The following is a 19704-nucleotide window of genomic DNA, read 5'->3' on the forward strand; positions in this document are numbered from 1 at the left end:
ATTGCCCGGATCCCGCTATGCGCTCACTTGCACTCCTCGCTCTGACCCTATCGCTCACCGCTTGCGGCGACGGCGAATCGCTATTGCCCCCCGACGCCCGATTGCCGGACGGCGGACGCTATCGCGGTGAACTGGTCAACGGGTGGCTGCAAGGCCAGGGCCGTATCGATTACCCAAACGGCAGCTGGTACGCCGGCAACTTCGACAAGGGCCAATGGCATGGCCAGGGTGAGTGGCACGGCAGCAACGGCGAAGTCTATCGCGGGGAATTCAATCAAGGGCTGTTCGACGGCAAGGGCGCACTGACCACCAGCGGCAGCAGCTTTACCGGCGGTTTCAAAGCCGGTCGACGGGACGGCGAAGGCACCCTCAAAGAAAACGGTATGACCTACCGCGGTGAATTCAAGGCCGATCAATATTCAGGGCTCGGTCGTCTCGAACTCGAAGACGGCAGCTCATATCAGGGCCAGTTCGCCCACGGCAAACCCAATGGCGAAGGCCAGCGCGGCGACGCCAGCGGCAATCAGTTCACCGGGCATTTCGTCGACGGTCAGCTCGAAGGCAATGGGACGTTCAACAGCGCCGATGGCGATGTTTATGTCGGCGGTTTCAAGAACAACCAACTGCACGGCAAGGGCCGCTACGAGAACGCCGACGGCGATGTCTGGCTCGGTCAGTTCAAGGAAGGATCGCTGAACGGCAAGGGCGAGTTGATCGGCGCCGATGGCAGCCATTACATCGGCCAGTTCAGTGACTGGCGCTTTACCGGCCAAGGTCGATTGAACCTGTCCGACGGCAGCTTCTACATCGGCCAATTCGACGGTGACAGCTACTCGGGGCGCGGCACCCTGGTGCTGACTGACGGCACGGTGCAAAGCGGTTCGTGGATCAATGGTCAGCGTGTTCGCGATGCCGATGGCAAGCTGCTGCCCGATAGCCTGGAACTCGGTTTGCTGGCCCAGGGCCGTTTGCTCGACGATGCACTGTTCAACGTGCCGGCTTCGACCCAGGCAGTCGAGTTGTACACCCTGACCGTCGGCGGTGACGGCAAGCAAAGCGTGTTCCTGCGCGAATCCGATTATGTCAGCAACATGCTCAGCAGCCGCTTTGGTGCGTTTGGCCAGCTCCGTCTGGTGAACCATCGCGACCACCTCGTCGACCGGCCGATGGCCACCCGGGAAAGCTTGCGCCGCGCCGCCGCCACCCTGGCCGAACGCAGCGGCCCGGAAGACTTGATCTTCATCTACATGACCAGCCACGGCACCAGCGAACACGAACTGGTGCTCGACCAGCCGCGCATGGAACTGTCCGACCTGCCGGCCGACGAACTCGCCACGGTGCTCGCTCCGCTGAAAAACCGCGACAAGATCATCGTTATTTCGTCCTGCTACTCCGGTGGCTTCATCCCCGCTCTCAAGGATGAACGCACGCTGATCATGACCGCCTCGCGCGCTGACCGCGTGTCCTTCGGCTGCTCGGAAGAAGCCAACTTCACCTACTTCGGTGACGCGCTGTTCGCCCAGGCACTGAACCAGACCGACGATTTGGAGCAAGCCTTCAAACTGGCCAGGGCCACCGTCGCCGAGCGCGAACTGGCAGACAGCTTCGAAGCCTCCGAGCCGCAGATCTGGGCACCGAAAACCGTCCTCTCCCACTGGCAGCTGTTACGCAAACAGCAGGCACGAAAAGCACTACAAAGTGTCTCTATCAGCAGCAAGGATGCGAAGAGCAACTAAGCTGAACAGTATCAGGGGGGAAACACTATGTACTTGACGCCACAGCACGTATTGCTTGCCGGTGCTACCGGGTTAACCGGTGAACATTTGCTTGATCGTCTGCTCAATGAGCCAACGATTTCAAGGGTATTGGCCCCCTCACGCCGGCCATTGGCCGAACACCCCCATCTTGAGAACCCTGTCGGCGATCCGGCGGTGTTCCTGCCGCAATTGAACGGCCGCGTCGACATCGCCTACTGCTGCCTCGGCACCACCTTCAAGCAGGCCGGTTCGGAACAGGCGTTTCGCGCGGTAGACCTGGACATGGTGGTGGCGTTCGCCAAACGTGCGCGGGAAATGGGTGCACGGCACCTGATCGTGATCAGTGCCTTGGGGGCCGATCGGAGGTCCTCGATTTTCTACAACCGGGTCAAAGGCGAGATGGAATATGCATTGCGCGCACAGGACTGGCCGCAACTGACCATTTGCCGACCTTCGTTGCTACTGGGCGAGCGTATGGAACCGCGTATGGCCGAGCAATTCGCCGGGCCGTTATCCCGCTTGATTCCCGGAAAATACCGTGGCATAGAAGCCTGCCAACTGGCGCGGGCGATGTGGCGACTGGCACTGGAAGAGCAGGATGGGGTGCGGATTGTCGAGTCGGATGAGTTGCGCAAGCTCGGTAAATAACTTTGTGGTGTCTGCGAAGACGCCTTCGCGGGCAAGCCTCGCTCCTACAGGTTCACCGTTGCCTGTGTAGGAGCGAGGCTTGCCCGCGAAGGGCGCGACACCGATTCAAAACCGAATGCTACAACCCGCCCGTTGCTTGAAAACTCACCCCGATCACCGTCAGTACCGACAGCGGCAATACCAGCGTGTCGAGCAACGCACTGGCCGGCAGGTCGATTCCCGGATAGCTCGGGGCTTCGGCACCGAAGCGGTCCATGGCACAGCAGCCGCCGTTCATGGCATACAAATCCAGACGCGTCCCCGAATACACCACTGGCGCCCCCGGTTTGGCGGCATCCAGCGTGCGCGCCGTGGCGCAGCCAGCCAATTGCAACGCCAGCACAATCGTCAGCAGCTTATTCATCGCTGGTCAGATGGTGTTCGCCCCAACGCGGCAGCATGTCCTGGGGAATGTTCAGCAGATTGAGAATTCGCGCCACGACGAAATCGATCAGGTCGTCGATGGTTTGCGGCTGATGATAAAAGCCTGGCGACGCCGGCAAAATCGTCACGCCCATGTTCGACAACTTGAGCATGTTCTCCAGATGGATGCTCGAATACGGCGCCTCCCGCGGCACCAAAATCAGCTGACGGCGTTCCTTCAAGGTGACGTCGGCGGCACGCTCGATCAGGTTGTTGCAGGCTCCCGTCGCGATGGCCGACAAGGTCCCCGTGGAACACGGCACCACCACCATCGCCGCCGGCGAGCCGGAGCCCGAGGCTACCGGTGACATCCAGTCTTCCTTGCCGTACACGCGAATCTGCCCGGCGGCAGCGCCGGTGTACTCGATGAGGAAGGCCTGCATCATCTGGGTTTTTGGCGGCAACGAAACATCCGTCTCGGTGGCCATCACCAGTTGCGCAGCCTTGGAGATCAGGAAATGCACCTCGCGGTCTTCGCGTACCAGACAGTCAAGCAGGCGCAAACCGTACTGGGCGCCCGAAGCGCCGGTCATCGCCAGCGTGATGCGTTCCGGGCCGTTGTTCATTGCAGCGCCTCAGCCAGTTTGCCGTGCAGGCCGCCAAAGCCGCCATTGCTCATGATCACCACGTGAGTGCCGGGCTGGGCCTGGCTCTTCACGCGCTCGATGATGCCTTCCAGCGAATCGCTGACGATCGACGGTACCGTGCACAACGCGGCGGTAGCCCCCAGATCCCAACCGAGGTTGGCCGGCGCGTACCAGATCACCTGATCGGCATCGATAACGCTTTCCGGCAAGCCGTCGCGGTGAGCACCGAGTTTCATGGAGTTGGAGCGAGGCTCGATGATCGCAATCAACGGAGCATCGCCGATGCGCTTGCGCAGACCGTCGAGGGTGGTGGCGATGGCGGTCGGGTGGTGAGCGAAGTCGTCGTAAATGGTAATGCCTCGGACCTCCGCGACTTTCTCCATCCGGCGCTTAACGCTTTTGAATGCGCTCAGAGCAGCGATGCCCATGGACGGCACCACGCCGACATGGCGGGCGGCAGCCAATGTGGCCAAGGCGTTGGCGACGTTGTGCTGACCGGTCATGTCCCACTCGACCACACCTTGGGCAACACCTTCGAACATCACTTCGAACTTCGAACCGTCTTCGCTGTGCAGTTTGACCTGCCATTGACCGCCGGCACCGGTGGTTTGCACCGGGGTCCAGCAGCCCATCTCGATCACTCGCTGCAATGCAGGCTCGGTGGTCGGATGGATCACCAGCCCTTCGCTCGGGATGGTCCGCACCAAATGGTGGAATTGGCGCTCAATGGCTGGCAGATCGGGGAAGATGTCGGCGTGATCGTATTCCAGGTTGTTCAGGATCGCCGTGCGCGGGCGGTAGTGAACGAACTTGGAGCGCTTATCGAAGAACGCGCTGTCGTACTCGTCGGCTTCGATCACGAAGAACGGTGTGCCACCCAAGCGAGCGGACACCGAAAAGTTTTGCGGCACGCCGCCGATCAGGAAACCCGGGCTCATGCCCGCGTGCTCCAGCACCCAGGCGAGCATGCTGCTGGTGGTGGTTTTGCCATGAGTACCGGCGACGGCCAGCACCCAGCGACCTTGCAGCACGTGATCTGACAGCCATTGCGGGCCGGAGACGTACGGCAGGCCTTTGTTCAGCACGTATTCGACAGCCGGGTTGCCGCGGGACATGGCATTGCCAATCACCACCAGATCCGGTGCCGGATCGAGCTGCGCCGGGTCGTAGCCTTGGGTCAACTCAATGCCCTGAGCCTCAAGCTGAGTGCTCATCGGCGGATAGACGTTGGCATCGGAGCCCGTCACGTGATGGCCCAGCTCTTTGGCCAGAACCGCCATCGAACCCATGAAAGTGCCGCAGATACCAAGAATATGAATGTGCATTAGTCGACCTCGTAAAACATGGCCGCAGGTTAGCGTAGGGTGGGGAAAATCGCACCTTGTGTTTCGGTCTCACGGAGGCCATCACGGGCAAGGCCGCTCCCACAAGGACAGCGCAGACCCTGTGGGAGCGGGCGTGCCCGCGATTAGCCGCGACGCGGTTTACCGGGCGATACCGTGTTTACGCAGTTTTCGATAGAGGGTGTTACGGCTGACTCCAAGTTGTTCAGCCGTGTGAGTCATATGCCAACGCGTCTGTTCCAGCGCATTCAGCAACGCCAAGCGCTCGGCATCGTCTAGCGGATGCTCGGACGCTTCCTCAACCGCCGCTGCAACCACCGGCCGAGCCAGGCGAATCATCGCCGGCAAATCCTCCAGCCCGATCCGCCCGCCGTCACACAGCGCCGCCAACGTGCGCAGCACATTGCGCAATTGCCGCACGTTCCCCGGCCAGGAGAAGGCCAGCAACGCCTGGCGTGCCGGACTGTCGATCAGTACGGTTTCCCCGCCCGCCTCTTCGGCCAGCAAAAAGTCGAGCAACTGGGACTTATCACTGCGATCACGCAACGCCGGTAAAGCAACCTCCAGCCCATTGAGCCGGTAATACAAATCTTCGCGGAAGCTGCCGTCCTGCACCCGCTCCAGCAAATTACGGTGAGTGGCGCTGATAATTCGTACGTTGACCGATTCCGGCTCGCCACCGATCGGCACCACCTGACGATCTTCCAGCACCCTTAACAGCCGGGTCTGCAAAGCCAGGGGCATGTCGCCGATTTCATCGAGGAACAAGGTCCCGCCATCGGCCTGCTGCAACTTGCCGCGCATGCCTTCCTTGCGCGCGCCAGTAAAGCTGCCGCCGCGATAGCCAAACAGTTCGCTCTCGATCAGGCTTTCGGGGATGGCGGCGCAGTTGAGTGCGACGAAGGCTTTATCTGCCCGCCGGCTGGCCTGGTGGACGGCTTTGGCAAACGCTTCTTTGCCGGATCCGGTTTCGCCGTTGATCAGTAGCGGTACGTCCCGTTCGAACACACGCAAGGATTTGCGGAAGTCTTCCTGCAACCCGGTGTCGCCCAGACAAATGCCCGCCAAGCGCGAAGGTTCGACGATCACGGGGCTTTGCACCACTGGCACAGGAATGCTGCGCGGCTGCCCACGCAACACGGCAAACAGACTCCGCCCGTCGCGCGTGCGCAACGGCCAACTGGCGCTGGCATTGACGCTGGCGCGGCCGAGCAATTCATCCAGCGAGCAGTCGAAAAACGCCTCCACCGGTTTGCCCAGCAACCCACCGCGAATATGCCCCAACAGGTTCAACGCACTTTGGTTGACCGCGCTGATCCGCCCTTCCCCGTCAAACGCCAGCAACCCTTCGCTGAACAACCCGACGGATTCGGCCTGAAGGTGAAAACGCAGCAGCCATTGATTGTCGAAATAACGCAGGAAATAACAGCTCTCGATCATCTTCGCCGAAAGATTGACCAGGGCCATGGTGTGGAACTGACTTTGACGAGAGACCTCGTGGCGCGCCGAGGACACGTCGAGCACGGCCAGCAGTTCGCCGTGAGGGTCGAACACCGGGCTCGCCGAGCAGGTCAGCCCGGTGTGACGGCCGCGAAAGTGCTCGTCCTGATGGATGGTCAGGGACTGACGCTCCACCAGACAGGTGCCGATGCCGTTCGTGCCTTCGCACGCTTCGCTCCAGTCAGCGCCGAGCCAGAGGCCGGCGCGTTCGAAAATCTTCCGTTCGGCAGGTGCGGTGACGCAATTGAGGATCACGCCGCGGGCGTCGGTCAGCAAGACCGCATGGCCGGCACCGGAGAGTTGCTGATGAAGGCTGGTCATTTCGCTGCCGGCGATGTGCAGCACTTGCTGCAAGCGCTCGCGGCTTTCCAGTACGCGGCCATGTTCCAGCACCGTGGGTGCCATGGTCAGGGCCGGGTCGAGGTGATAATCCTCAAGACAACGCAGCCAGGAACGGGCAATCGACGGATCGCTGCCGGGACCGTGCAGGTGGGTTTTCCCCTGCGTGACGGTCAGCACCTGCTGGGCATGGCGACTCAAATGATTGTCGTGCATTTCTTATTGTTCTCCCCGGGGCTCGGCGACCCGTGCGTGAGGTGACGCCCAGCATCCTCCAGCCAACGGAGCATTGCAATGCTGGCGAGACCGCCCCGTCACACGTTGTGCCAGAAGCGGTACAAAGTGTCATCAAGGCTGTACCGAAAGCGTCACAGGCAACGTCCACCGGTCCGACAAAAACTGTGTAAGGCCTTGATTTGCCTGACCTGCAAGGCAGTGGCCCGACCTTTGCTCTACGCTTATAGCAAGCGCACATGCGCTCTCCCTTATAAGCACAAAAGCCAAGGAGAATTCACCATGCGTTACGCTCACCCCGGTACTGAAGGCGCTATCGTTTCGTTCAAGAGCAAATACGGTAACTACATCGGCGGCGAGTTCGTCGCGCCTGTTAAAGGTCAGTACTTCACCAATACCTCGCCAGTGAATGGCCAACCGATTGCCGAATTCCCGCGCTCCACGGCCGAAGACATCGACAAAGCCCTGGACGCTGCCCACGCAGCCGCCGATGCCTGGGGCGCCACGTCCGTCCAGGCTCGCTCGCTGGTGCTGCTGAAAATCGCCGACCGCATCGAACAGAACCTGGAAGTCCTGGCAATCACCGAGTCTTGGGACAACGGCAAAGCGGTGCGTGAAACCCTCAACGCCGACATCCCGCTGGCAGCCGACCACTTCCGCTACTACGCCGGTTGCATCCGCGCCCAGGAAGGCAGCGCCGCCGAGATCGATGGCAACACTGTGGCCTATCACATCCATGAACCATTGGGCGTGGTCGGGCAGATCATCCCGTGGAACTTCCCGATCCTGATGGCCGCCTGGAAACTCGCCCCGGCGCTGGCGGCCGGTAACTGCGTGGTGCTCAAGCCTGCCGAACAAACGCCACTGGGCATTACCGTGCTGATGGAGCTGATCGGCGACCTGCTGCCGCCGGGCGTGCTGAACGTGGTGCAAGGCTTCGGCAAAGAAGCCGGCGAAGCGCTGGCCACCAGCAAACGCATTGCCAAGATCGCCTTCACCGGCTCGACCCCGGTGGGCTCGCACATCATGAAATGCGCCGCCGAAAACATCATTCCGTCCACCGTGGAGCTGGGAGGCAAGTCGCCGAACATCTTCTTCGCCGACATCATGCAAGCCGAAGAAACCTTCATCGAAAAAGCCGCCGAAGGCTTGGTGCTGGCGTTCTTCAACCAAGGCGAAGTCTGCACCTGCCCATCCCGTGCATTGGTGCAAGAGTCGATCTACGACGACTTCATGAAAGTCGTGATGAAGAAAGTGCTGTCGATCAAACGTGGTGACCCGCTGGACACCGACACCATGGTCGGCGCCCAGGCGTCCGAGCAGCAATTCGACAAAATCCTTTCGTACCTGGAAATCGCCAAGGGCGAAGGCGCCGAGCTGCTGACCGGCGGCAAGGTGGAAAAACTTGAGGGCAATCTGGCGACCGGGTACTACATCCAGCCGACCCTGCTCAAGGGCACCAACAAAATGCGTGTGTTCCAGGAAGAAATCTTTGGCCCTGTGGTGAGCATCACCACCTTCAAGGACGAAGCCGAAGCCCTGGCCATCGCCAACGACACCGAGTTCGGTCTAGGTGCCGGTCTCTGGACCCGCGACATCAACCGCGCCTATCGCATGGGCCGCGCCATCAAGGCCGGTCGTGTGTGGACCAACTGCTACCACCTGTACCCGGCGCACGCCGCGTTCGGCGGTTACAAAAAATCCGGCGTCGGTCGTGAAACCCACAAAATGATGCTCGACCACTATCAGCAGACCAAAAACCTGTTGGTGAGCTACGACATCAATCCACTGGGCTTCTTCTAAAAGCGTCTGCCGCAAGCAAGCCACTCTCCTTGTGGGAGTGAGCTTGCTTGCACCTCGGGCCTTCGTGCCAACCCGGCACCACGCCGGCCAAAAACAATAAGAACAGGTGAACTCCTATGCGTAGCGATCAAGCCAGCGTGCAGCCGGCTACCTCCTCGGTCGACTTCGAAAAAGTCGACTCCGACTATTTCCAGCAACGGGAACTGAAAAAAGGTGCGGCAGGCTGGGTCCTGCTAGTGGGCCTGGGCGTGGCCTACGTCATCTCGGGCGATTACGCAGGATGGAACTTCGGACTGGCCCAGGGTGGCTGGGGCGGCATGTTTATCGCCACGTTGCTGATGGCGACCATGTACCTGTGTATGTGCTTTTCCTTAGCGGAACTGTCGTCCATGATTCCTACCGCCGGTGGCGGCTACGGTTTTGCCCGTAGCGCATTCGGGCCGTGGGGCGGGTTCCTGACCGGAACCGCAATCCTGATCGAATATGCCATCGCACCAGCAGCGATCGCGGTATTTATCGGCGCCTATTGCGAGTCACTGTTCGGCATCGGTGGCTGGATCATTTACCTGGCGTTCTACATCATTTTTATCGCCATTCACATTTTCGGGGTCGGCGAAGCCCTGAAACTGATGTTCGTCATCACCGCCGTCGCCGCCCTGGCACTGGGTGTATTTTTGGTGGCGATGGTGCCGCACTTCAGCGTCGCCAACCTGCTCGACATCCCGGTGACCGAGGCCAAGGGCGCCAGCAGCTTCCTGCCGTTCGGCTACGTCGGCGTGTGGGCGGCCATTCCCTACGCGATCTGGTTTTTCCTGGCTGTCGAAGGTGTGCCACTGGCGGCAGAGGAAACCAAAAACCCGAAACGCGACCTGCCACGCGGGTTGATTGGCGCAATGCTGGTGCTGGTGACCTTTGCCCTGCTGATTCTGGTAATCGGCCCTGGCGGTGCGGGCGCCAATGCGTTGATGACCTCGGGTAACCCGTTGGTCGAAGCGCTAAGCAAAGCCTATGGCGGCTCGACCTGGATGGGCCACTTCGTCAATCTGGTGGGCCTCGCGGGTCTGATCGCCAGTTTCTTCTCGATCATCTACGCCTACTCGCGGCAGATCTTTGCGCTGTCCCGCGCCGGCTACCTGCCGCGCAAACTGTCAGAAACCAACAAAAACAAGGCTCCCGTATTGGCACTGATTATTCCCGGCATCATCGGATTCGGCTTGTCGCTGACCGGTCAGGGTGACTTGCTGATTCTGGTGGCAGTGTTCGGCGCGACCATTTCCTACGTCTTGATGATGGCGGCGCACATCACACTGCGTATTCGGCGCCCCAAAATGGACCGGCCATATCGCACACCGGGCGGTATCTTCACTTCGGGTGTCGCGCTGGTGCTGGCTTGCATCGCCGTGGTGGCGGGTTTTCTGGTGGACCCGCGTGTAGTGATTGGCGCTGCGATCATCTATGGAGTGTTAATTGCTTACTTTGCCTTCTACAGTCGGCATCACCTCGTAGCAGGCACGCCCGAAGAAGAATTCGCGGCTATTCAGAAAGCTGAAGAAGCCCTGCACTAAGGGCCGAAAATTACGGCGCAGACCCCATCTGCGCCGTCACGGAGAATCTGTATGGCTAGTTTTGCTCACACTGTCGGTGGCCGGACTTATCGCTTCGAAAGCCTCAAGGAGGTGATGGCCAAGGCCAGTCCGGCACGCTCAGGGGATTTCCTGGCTGGCGTCGCGGCACTTAACGATGGCGAGCGCGTTGCCGCGCAGATGGCCTTGGCTGACATCCCGCTCACTCATTTCCTACAGGAAGTGCTGATTCCTTATGAGGCCGATGAAGTCACCCGGCTGATCATCGACACTCACGACAAACACGCCTTCGCTACGGTCAGCCACCTCACCGTCGGTGGGTTCCGCGACTGGCTGCTCAGCGACGCCGCCGATGAACAGAGCCTGCGCACCCTCGCCCCCGGCCTGACCCCGGAAATGGCCGCCGCCGTGTCAAAAATCATGCGCGTGCAGGATCTGGTGCTGGTGGCGCAGAAAATTCGCGTGGTCACACAGTTTCGCGGCACGATGGGTTTGCGCGGCCGGTTATCCACACGCCTGCAACCCAACCACCCCACTGACGAACCGGCCGGCATCGCCGCGAGCGTTTTGGACGGCCTGCTGTATGGCAATGGCGACGCGATGATCGGCATCAACCCGGCCACCGACAGCATCGCTTCGATCTGCGCCATGCTGGAAATGCTCGACGCAATCATTCAGCGCTACGAAATTCCTACACAGGCCTGCGTTTTGACCCACGTCACCACGTCTATTGAAGCGGTGAATCGCGGTGTCCCGCTGGACCTGGTGTTTCAATCGATCGCCGGCACCGAAGCGGCCAACGCCAGTTTCGGTATCAACCTGAACGTGCTGCAGGAAGGCTACGACGCCGGTTTGAGCCTGAATCGCGGCACGCTGGGCCAGAATCTGATGTATTTCGAGACGGGTCAGGGCAGCGCCCTGTCAGCCAACGCCCACCACGGCATCGATCAACAGACCTGCGAAACCCGCGCCTACGCCGTGGCACGACATTTCAAACCGTTCCTGGTGAACACCGTCGTAGGATTCATCGGCCCGGAATACCTCTACAACGGTAAACAGATCATCCGTGCAGGCCTCGAAGACCACTTCTGCGGCAAGCTCCTGGGCGTACCGATGGGTTGCGATATCTGTTACACCAACCACGCCGAAGCCGACCAGGACGACATGGACACCCTGCTGACCCTGCTGGGCGTAGCCGGGATCAATTTCATCATGGGCATCCCCGGCTCCGATGACATCATGCTCAACTACCAGACCACATCGTTCCACGACGCCCTCTACGCCCGCCAGACACTGGGCCTGAAACCGGCGCCGGAATTCGAACAATGGCTGGCAAAAATGGGCATCTTCACCCAGGCGAATGGCAAGATTCACTTCGGCGACAGCCTGCCGCCGGCTTTCCGCCAAGCGATGGCGCAACTGGTATGAGTGTTGAAATGGATAAACCAACCGTTGATCCACAGAACCCCTTGCTGGAACTGCGTCGCCTGACCCCGGCGCGGATCGCCTTGGGAAGATCCGGCACCAGCATGCCGACCAGCGCACAGCTGGATTTCCAGTACGCCCACGCTCAAGCGCGGGATGCAGTGCACTTACCGTTCGACCATGCGGCGCTGAGCTCGCAACTGGCCGAGTGCGGGCGCGAGAGTTTGCTGCTGCATAGCGCGGCCGCGGATCGAAACAGTTACTTGCAGCGCCCTGATTTGGGGCGCAAGTTGAGTGATGAGTCGGCGCAAACTCTGCGCGATTATGCGTTGGCCCATCCTGACGGGGTGGATCTGGCGATCGTCGTAGCCGACGGCTTGTCGGCACTGGCCGTTCATCGCCATACCCTGCCGTTTCTGGCGCGGATGGAAGAACAGGTTTCAGCCGAGGGTTGGTCTGTGTCTCCGGTGATTCTGGTGGAACAGGGCCGGGTCGCGGTGGCCGACGAGATCGGCGAATTGCTGGGTGCAAAAATGGTGGTGATCCTGATCGGCGAACGCCCTGGCCTCAGTTCCCCGGACAGCCTGGGGTTGTATTTCACTTACAATCCCAGGATCGGGCTGACGGATGCTTATCGCAACTGCATCTCCAATGTCCGGCTCGAAGGTCTGAGTTATGGCATGGCGGCACACCGGTTGCTGTATTTGATGCGCGAGGCCTGCCGGCGGCAGTTGTCAGGGGTCAATCTTAAGGACGAAGCCCAGATTCAGACACTGGAGTCAGACGCAGGAGCGGACACGAAAGGTAATTTCCTACTGAGTCCGCCCTAAGCCTGAACCGTTTCCGCATTGCGTTTCTGATCAAGTTTCAGGCAGGATCGACGCACGGCTGCCCGAGTGAGAACCGTTCGCCGTCAGAGTACGTGAAGACAGCCACTTGAAGACGAGACCTACCATGCGGATTATTCAAGCGACCCTCGAACACCTGGACCTGCTGACCCCGTTGTTCGTTAAATATCGCGAGTTTTATGGCTCCCTGGCTTATCCGGACTCGTCCCGGGCGTTCCTCGAGAAACGCCTGCGTCGCAAGGAGTCGGTGATCTATCTGGCGCTGGCCGATGACGACAGCAACAAACTGATGGGTTTCTGTCAGTTGTATCCAAGCTTTTCGTCTCTTTCGCTTAAGCGCGTTTGGATCCTCAACGACATCTACGTCGCCGAAGAGGCCCGCCGCCAGTTGGTGGCAGATAACCTCATCCGCACCGCGAAGAAAATGGCCAAGGAAACCAATGCCGTGCGCATGCGTGTTTCCACCAGCAGCAATAACGAAGTCGCGCAGAAAACCTACGAATCCATCGGGTTCAAGGAAGACACCGAGTTCAAGAACTACGTGTTGCCAATCAGCGACGAGCTGTAAGCCGAAAAGATCGCAGCCCTCATGGGTATGGCCTGAGGCTGCGATTTTCTCCTCACTGCGCTCCGAAATCCCCCGCTACAAACTCAACGCGCTTTTCACCTCTCAGCCCGTATAATGCGGACCTTTCCGGCTTGTAAGAAAAACTACACCCGTCTGTAGCCTTTCGCGAAGTCATCCGCACAAGCCTGCCGAGTCGGGCCGTCACCACAGGTGCTCTCCATGGATTTCAACCCGCTCGACCTTATCCTGCATCTCGATGTTTACCTCGATTTGCTGGTAAACAACTACGGGCCATGGATTTACGCCATTCTGTTCCTGGTGATCTTCTGCGAAACCGGTCTGGTGGTGATGCCGTTCCTGCCGGGCGATTCCCTGTTGTTCATCGCTGGCGCAGTAGCGGCTGGTGGTGGCATGGACCCGGTGTTACTGGGCGGCCTGCTGATGCTGGCGGCGATTCTCGGCGACAGCACCAACTACGTCATCGGACGTACGGCCGGCGAAAAGCTTTTCAGCAATCCAAACTCAAAAATCTTCCGCCGCGACTATCTGCAGCAAACCCACGATTTCTACGACAAGCACGGCGGCAAAACCGTGACCCTGGCGCGCTTCCTGCCAATCATTCGCACCTTTGCACCGTTCGTCGCCGGCGTGGCCAAAATGCCTTACCTGCGTTTCTTCGCTTTCAGCGTCCTGGGCACCCTCCTGTGGGTCGGTGGCCTGGTGACCCTCGGTTATTTCTTCGGCAACGTACCGTTCATCAAGCAAAACCTGTCGCTGCTGGTCGTGGGCATCATCTTGCTGTCGCTGGTTCCGATGATCATCGGCATCGTCCGCAGCCGCTTTGGCAACACCGCGTCCAAACCCCAATCGCGCTGATTCCCCATGTGGTCCCTTAGCGCCTGGCGTCGCCGGCGCATTCTGGCCAAGCATCCAATTGCCGACGACATGTGGCAGCGGGTGCGCCATCACTTGAGTTTTCTCGATGGCATCAGCGCCGCCGAAGACCAGTGGTTGCGCGAAGCCAGCGTGCTGTTCCTCGAAGACAAGCACCTGAGCGCCTTGCCCGGCGTCGAACTCCACCAAGAGCAACGCCTGCTGCTGGCCGCCCAGGCGCAATTGCCATTGCTCCATCTGGGCGATCTGAACTGGTATCAGGGTTTCCACGAAATAGTCCTCTATCCCGACGACTTCCTCAGCCCCCAGCGCCATCGCGATGCCAGTGGTGTCGAACACGAATGGGACGGCGAACACAGCGGCGAAGCCTGGCAGCAAGGCCCGATCATCCTCGCGTGGCCTGGCGTGATGGCCAGCGGTGGCTGGGAAGGCTACAACCTGGTGATCCACGAACTCGCGCACAAACTCGACATGCTCAACGGCGACGCCAACGGCCTGCCACCGCTGCACACCGACATGCGGGTCAGCGACTGGGCCAAGATCATGCAAGCGGCCTACGACGACCTCGATCGGCAACTGGATCGCAATCCAGACGCCGAAACCGCCATCGACCCGTACGCGGCGGAAAACCCCGCCGAGTTCTTCGCGGTCACCAGCGAATACTTCTTCAGCGCCCCGGATTTGCTGCACGAGGCGTATCCTCGGGTCTATGAGCAGCTGAAACTGTTTTACCGTCAGGACCCACTGGCCCGGCTGCGGCAACTTCTGGCCGAAGACCCTGTCTATCAGGCACGCGACTAGTGTCCTGTCTCACCGATACGTTGCTCTTTTGGCGAGTGGCCGTTGTGGCCAGGCAAGGCGCCGCGACGAGTCATAGCTGGCTATGGCGAGGAGCGGCAACGCAGCATGGTCGCAACGGACGCCGTCAAAAAGCGACAGTGTCGGTGAGACAGGACACCCGGGTCTCTACGACCCTTGGATCGTGGCATCGGCGGCGGAATATGCCTATAATCGCCGCCACTTTTTGGTCAATCCGGCCAAGTGTTTTTGGTCAACTAACGGGGGCACCGCCCAATGAGCTACAGCAAGATTCCGGCTGGCAAAGACCTGCCGAACGACATCTACGTCGCGATCGAGATTCCGGCCAACCACGCGCCGATCAAATACGAAATCGACAAAGACAGCGATTGCCTGTTCGTTGACCGTTTCATGGCCACCCCGATGTTCTACCCGGCCAACTACGGTTTCATCCCGAACACCCTGGCTGACGATGGTGACCCCCTCGACGTGCTGGTCGTGACCCCTTACCCGGTTACTCCAGGTTCGGTCATCCGCGCCCGTCCGGTCGGCATCCTGCACATGACCGACGACGGCGGCGGCGATGCCAAAGTCATCGCAGTCCCGCACGACAAGCTGTCCCAGCTGTACGTCGACGTGAAGGAATACACCGATCTGCCACCTCTGCTGCTGGAACAGATCAAGCACTTCTTCGAGAACTACAAAGACCTCGAAAAGGGCAAATGGGTGAAGATCGAAGGTTGGGGCGACGCAGAAGCCGCTCGTACCGAGATCATGAAGTCGGTTGCTGCCTATAAAGGCTGATTGCCGCGGCTGACGATCAGCTTCTACGAAGAACCCCGGTTGATCCGGGGTTTTTTGTGGGCGTTTGAATATCATATTCAACAGCACATTTAACTGGCGGGCAAACCGGTTTTTTCTTGTTTAATTTTTACAAAAGACGTCTTACATCAGGACTTAAATTTGACGCTAGATTTGAACGTTTTGTTGAATCAAAGCCTTATGCCGCACGGCTAGACTCGTGTTTATGAAAAAGAACAAAACCTGCGGTCCACGATTCAGAATGCTCCTGAAAGAGCTCCAAATCACGACAACGAGATTTGCCGAATTCCTGGGCATTTCCGACCCTCAAACTGTCCATAACTGGTATACCCGCGGAGTTCCTGACTACCGTATGGAGGACGTCGCCAGAAGACTGTCCGTGAACACTGAATGGCTGAAATCCGGCGAAGGACCGCAAGACGCCAGGGAATTGCATCTGATCGACGCATCCGGCAACACCTTCGACGCCCAGTCAATCCGGGGCGCCTATCGGGTCATCGAGCCAGTCGATATCGAACTACCCTTTTACAAAGAAGCGGCCACTGCCCCCGGCTCCGACAAAACCCATGTCATCAAAGACCCCAGCGAATCGATCCGCCTGCCGCGCCGCGATCTTGACTCCCTGGAAATCAACCACGCCGATGCCATCTGTGCCCGCATGGTTGGCAATAGCATGGCCGAAAAAATTGAAGACGGCTCCATCGTCGCCATCGACCGCGGGCTCACGCAAATTGTCGACGGAGAGATTTACGCAATCGAGCACGACGGCATGTTGCGCATCAAATACCTGAGCCGGGTACCAGGCAACGCAATACGCATGCGCAGCCACAACAGCTCCGAATACCCGGATGAAGTCTTCAGACCTCCGCAAATCGAAGAACAAAACATAAGGGTCCTGGGATGGGTGTTCTGGTGGTCGACCCTGAATAAACGCAGGCCACCCGTACCTTTTCTGTAAACCATAACCTTGTAGCAACTGACGAAGCCTGCGTTCGGCTCGGGATAGCTCTACCCCGCACACCACGCTGGGAATTCCCCAAAAAAATCAGTATGCTGCGCCCCACATTTGCGCATCGACCCGCCCCGCGGCGGAGAATCGCACCGACAAGGCAGATGACTTTCTCGCCAAGTCCCACAGCCGGACGCAAGATCCGGGTGTACGTTTTGAAGGCTGGCGCGGTTTACCAAAAATGAACCAAGCCAGTCCCCGAGAAGCCGGCCACAAGCCGGCTTTTTAATGTCTGAAAGCCGCGCAGCATAAGGGTTTGAAATAAGACCCGATCTTTGACCCACACTTTGACCCACACCCAAACGATGAGTTAGCCATTGCTGACTCGATTTCTTTGGCATTGACTGTCTGCGCTCGACCAGCCGTTGCCGAAGGCCATAGGTAGATAACAGCCAGAAACAGCCATAGAGAGTTGCATCATTAGTTCCCTTTTAGGGAAGGACTAGATTTGATCACGACCACAGCCGCGAAGAGGTCCTGCGAAGGCTGCACGCAATGGATCAAAGCTGAATCTGTCCGCAGGCCTCTCTCACATCGCTAAGCTGCGCTAATTTGTGATGCATTGCACTGAAAGCTGTCGAGTCCGTTAGAATCGAGTCCTCTGTCGCCGTCGGAGTAGTAGCGTGACCCGGCACGCGTTTCTGCCAGTCCCTCCAAGTGCGTCCCAATGGTTACCACCCGTGGATGGCCAAGCCGGAAGGCCAACAATCTGACCTGCAGCTTGACTCGAGGCGGCAGGTGTAGACGATTCCCCGCTCAGCAAACTTACAATCGAAAACTCAACTTTCCCTGAATTGGACTCACAGTGAATAAGCAAAAACTCGCAGCAAAAATCTGGGAATCCGCCAACCAGATGCGTTCGAAAATCGAAGCCAATGAATACAAGGACTACATCCTTGGCTTTATTTTCTACAAATACCTTTCGGATAAGCTTGAACGCTTTGCCATTAGCCAGGACTTCAGTAAAGGTGATATCCAAAACCTTTCTGAGGAAGACGAGCAAACGGTCGAATTTTTCAAGGGTAATCTTGGCTATTTCATTGCACACGAGCATTTATTCTCCACCTGGCTGGAATTAGGTGGCGATTTTCAGGTTTCGAACGTGCGCGATGCGCTATCCGCCTTTAGCCGCCTAATCCATACTGATCACAAGCGACTTTTCGACGGCATTTTCAAAACACTAGAAACTGGCCTGAGCAAACTGGGCGACACGGCCGCGAAGCAGACCAAAGCCATCAGCGAGCTGATTCAGCTGATCAAGGACATCCCGATGGATGGCCGCCAGAGTTACGACGTACTCGGCTTCATCTATGAATACCTGATCAGCATGTTTGCCGCCAACGCAGGTAAGAAAGCAGGCGAGTTTTACACCCCGCATGAAGTGTCGGTCTTGATATCCGAGATTATTGCCGACCATGTGAAGCGGCGTTTTTCAAGGTAGTTGTCGCGTCAACCGTCTAACTATGCCGCTCTTTTCTCAACCTGTTGCTCTCGATCCGGGTTCAACAGCACGGTACCGACCGGCTCCCAGTTACGTGTTCGACCCGACCACCGTTCCGGCTTTTTCTCTTTGGCTCGTTCGTACAACTCATGTCGCCGCGCCAGGATCTGGTGGTCCAGCCCTCGATGCCGCTCCGTCGGTGTCACGAAGCGGATCCGGCTATGCCGGTGCTCGTTGTTGTACCAACGCATAAAATCCCTCACCCAAGCGCGTGCGGCGTCCAAGCTGGCAAAACCCTCCTGCGGCCATTGCGGGCAATATTTCAGCGTTCTAAACAGCGACTCCGAGTACGGATTGTCGTTGCTCACTCGCGGTCGGCCACGGGACGGCGTGATGCCCAGGTCGTACATCTTGCTCAACAGCGTCAGCGATTTCATCGGCGCACCATTGTCCGAGTGCAGCACCAGCGGCTCGCGTAAACACTGCTCGCCGATCACGCTGCGTTGCAGCAGCGCAGCGGCTTTTTCGCCGCTTTCTTCTTCGTAAACTTCCCAGCCCACGGCCTTGCGGCTGTAAATATCTTCGATCAAATACAGGTAGTAGTACTTGCCGCGTATCGGCGACGGCAAATACGTGATGTCCCACGACCACACCTGATTGGGCGCTTTGGCGACATGCGTCGTCGGTGCCGCATGCCGTCTGGGTCGCTGGCTACGGCCCCGATGATGTTGCTGACCGGCTGCACGCAGGATGCGATAAAACGTCGCTTCCGACGCCAGATAACGCCCCTCGTCAGCCAGCCTCGGCACGATCTGACTCGGCGGCAAATGGGCATACGCAGGGCTGTTACACAGGGTCACGATCGCTTGTCGTTCGATCTCGCTCAACGCATTACGCGGCGTGGGCCGCACGGTGGTTGTGCGGGCATCGGCTTGAACATCCTCACTCTGAGTCCATCGCTGCAAGGTTCTGAGCGACAGCCCCACCTCCTGGCACGCTCTGATTTTTCGAGCACCGGCCACGATGGCTTCGATCAACCAAGCCACCAACAACTGCCGTTCCGGCAAAGAGGTCAGGTGTCCTCGTTGTCGATCCCCCAGTAATCGTTGAGCTTTTTTCGCAGCACCAACAACGCGGCGGTCTCGGCCAGCGCCTTGTCTTTACGCAGCAGTTCGCGCTCTAGTTGCTGAATACGTTTCTTGTCCTTGCGAGATTGTTCGCGGTCGACCTTTTGTTGGTTCTGAACACTCTGCTGCCCCGTGATACAGGCTTGGCGCCAGGCGCTGACGTGTTCGGGGTACAGACCTTTTCGTCGGCAGTACTCACCCAGTTCGAGCTGCGACAGACCGGCGGTTTCAAGGACGACAGCGAACCGGGCTTCAGCAGACCAGTTCTCGGGGAGTGGCTTGTCTTCAGGCACGGCGCTTCCTTCAGAACTGACCTTCTTGCGCCAGTTGGACAAAGACATTTCGCTAACCCCTTCACGCCGGGAAACCTCGGCCATTGTCAGGTTCAGCGGGGGAAGCAGCATCTTGAGTAATGCGGCTTTGCGTTCAGGTGAATAGTACGGCACGACCAGTCTCTTTCCGCCCCCGATATGCTTTTTCAGGAAAATTCGGAGAGGCGACAACTATCCTGACACC

The 19704-nt window shown here is 58.8% G+C and carries 17 protein-coding genes; 12 read left to right on the forward strand and 5 right to left on the reverse strand.

What is annotated here, in order from left to right:
* Positions 1-17 precede the first annotated feature (17 nt).
* Together ACYZTU_RS25535 and ACYZTU_RS25540 are read left to right on the forward strand one after the other, a co-directional pair.
* The gene (locus tag ACYZTU_RS25535) at positions 18-1736 is read left to right on the forward strand and encodes a C13 family peptidase (RefSeq protein WP_461966469.1); all 1719 of its coding nucleotides are present in this window, start codon (positions 18-20) and stop codon (positions 1734-1736) included.
* Positions 1737-1763: 27 nt separating this feature from the next.
* The gene (locus tag ACYZTU_RS25540) at positions 1764-2405 is read left to right on the forward strand and encodes an oxidoreductase (RefSeq protein ID WP_449645709.1); all 642 of its coding nucleotides are present in this window, start codon (positions 1764-1766) and stop codon (positions 2403-2405) included.
* A gap of 118 nt (positions 2406-2523) precedes the next feature.
* Here ACYZTU_RS25540 and ACYZTU_RS25545 read toward each other — a convergent pair whose 3' ends face one another.
* The 4 genes from ACYZTU_RS25545 to ACYZTU_RS25560 form a co-directional block, all read right to left on the reverse strand.
* The gene (locus ACYZTU_RS25545; RefSeq protein WP_461966471.1) at positions 2524-2808 is read right to left on the reverse strand and encodes a YceK/YidQ family lipoprotein; all 285 of its coding nucleotides are present in this window, start codon (positions 2806-2808) and stop codon (positions 2524-2526) included.
* Complete coding sequence (ubiX, locus tag ACYZTU_RS25550) at positions 2801-3433, reverse strand: flavin prenyltransferase UbiX (protein WP_461966473.1); 633 nt, start codon at positions 3431-3433, stop codon at positions 2801-2803. The genes ACYZTU_RS25545 and ubiX overlap by 8 nt, the downstream gene beginning before the upstream one ends.
* The gene (gene mpl / locus ACYZTU_RS25555) at positions 3430-4779 is read right to left on the reverse strand and encodes a UDP-N-acetylmuramate:L-alanyl-gamma-D-glutamyl-meso-diaminopimelate ligase (RefSeq protein ID WP_461966475.1); all 1350 of its coding nucleotides are present in this window, start codon (positions 4777-4779) and stop codon (positions 3430-3432) included. Before mpl ends, ubiX begins: the two co-directional genes overlap by 4 nt.
* A gap of 159 nt (positions 4780-4938) precedes the next feature.
* Positions 4939-6852, reverse strand: a complete 1914-nt coding sequence (locus ACYZTU_RS25560) for a sigma-54-dependent Fis family transcriptional regulator (protein ID WP_461966477.1) — start codon at positions 6850-6852, stop codon at positions 4939-4941.
* 300 nt (positions 6853-7152) lie between these two features.
* On the opposite strand from ACYZTU_RS25560, the gene exaC reads away from it, so the two are divergent.
* From exaC to ACYZTU_RS25610, 10 genes are all read left to right on the forward strand, one after another.
* Positions 7153-8673 carry an acetaldehyde dehydrogenase ExaC gene (exaC, locus tag ACYZTU_RS25565; RefSeq protein WP_282379132.1) on the forward strand — a complete coding sequence of 507 codons (1521 nt, stop codon included), beginning with the start codon at positions 7153-7155 and terminating at the stop codon, positions 8671-8673.
* A 116-nt stretch (positions 8674-8789) separates the two neighbouring features.
* A complete protein-coding gene (gene eat / locus ACYZTU_RS25570) occupies positions 8790-10238 on the forward strand; it encodes an ethanolamine permease (RefSeq protein WP_461966479.1) in 1449 nt (482 codons plus the stop codon).
* Between the two features lie 51 nt (positions 10239-10289).
* Complete coding sequence (locus tag ACYZTU_RS25575) at positions 10290-11684, forward strand: ethanolamine ammonia-lyase subunit EutB (RefSeq protein ID WP_461966481.1); 1395 nt, start codon at positions 10290-10292, stop codon at positions 11682-11684.
* A gap of 8 nt (positions 11685-11692) precedes the next feature.
* Positions 11693-12511 carry an ethanolamine ammonia-lyase subunit EutC gene (gene eutC, locus ACYZTU_RS25580; RefSeq protein WP_461966483.1) on the forward strand — a complete coding sequence of 273 codons (819 nt, stop codon included), beginning with the start codon at positions 11693-11695 and terminating at the stop codon, positions 12509-12511.
* 124 nt (positions 12512-12635) lie between these two features.
* On the forward strand, positions 12636-13097 hold the full coding sequence (locus tag ACYZTU_RS25585) for a GNAT family N-acetyltransferase (protein WP_095130795.1): 462 nt from the start codon (positions 12636-12638) through the stop codon (positions 13095-13097).
* Positions 13098-13316: 219 nt separating this feature from the next.
* The gene (locus ACYZTU_RS25590; protein WP_461966485.1) at positions 13317-13973 is read left to right on the forward strand and encodes a DedA family protein; all 657 of its coding nucleotides are present in this window, start codon (positions 13317-13319) and stop codon (positions 13971-13973) included.
* 6 nt (positions 13974-13979) lie between these two features.
* The gene (locus tag ACYZTU_RS25595; protein WP_461966487.1) at positions 13980-14792 is read left to right on the forward strand and encodes a M90 family metallopeptidase; all 813 of its coding nucleotides are present in this window, start codon (positions 13980-13982) and stop codon (positions 14790-14792) included.
* 273 nt (positions 14793-15065) lie between these two features.
* Positions 15066-15593, forward strand: a complete 528-nt coding sequence (gene ppa / locus ACYZTU_RS25600) for an inorganic diphosphatase (protein WP_282379152.1) — start codon at positions 15066-15068, stop codon at positions 15591-15593.
* 223 nt (positions 15594-15816) lie between these two features.
* Positions 15817-16569, forward strand: a complete 753-nt coding sequence (locus ACYZTU_RS25605; RefSeq protein WP_449645160.1) for a S24 family peptidase — start codon at positions 15817-15819, stop codon at positions 16567-16569.
* An 856-nt stretch (positions 16570-17425) separates the two neighbouring features.
* On the forward strand, positions 17426-18061 hold the full coding sequence (locus tag ACYZTU_RS25610; protein ID WP_461966489.1) for a type I restriction-modification system subunit M N-terminal domain-containing protein: 636 nt from the start codon (positions 17426-17428) through the stop codon (positions 18059-18061).
* Between the two features lie 20 nt (positions 18062-18081).
* Here ACYZTU_RS25610 and ACYZTU_RS25615 read toward each other — a convergent pair.
* Positions 18082-19634 (reverse strand): IS3 family transposase gene (locus ACYZTU_RS25615; protein WP_461964900.1). Its coding sequence is split into 2 segments (ribosomal slippage): positions 18082-19172 and positions 19172-19634, totalling 1554 coding nucleotides; the frame shifts between segments, so codons are not numbered across the junction.
* Between the last annotated feature and the right edge of the window lie 70 nt (positions 19635-19704).

Source organism: Pseudomonas sp. HLT2-19-2 (assembly GCF_054898005.1).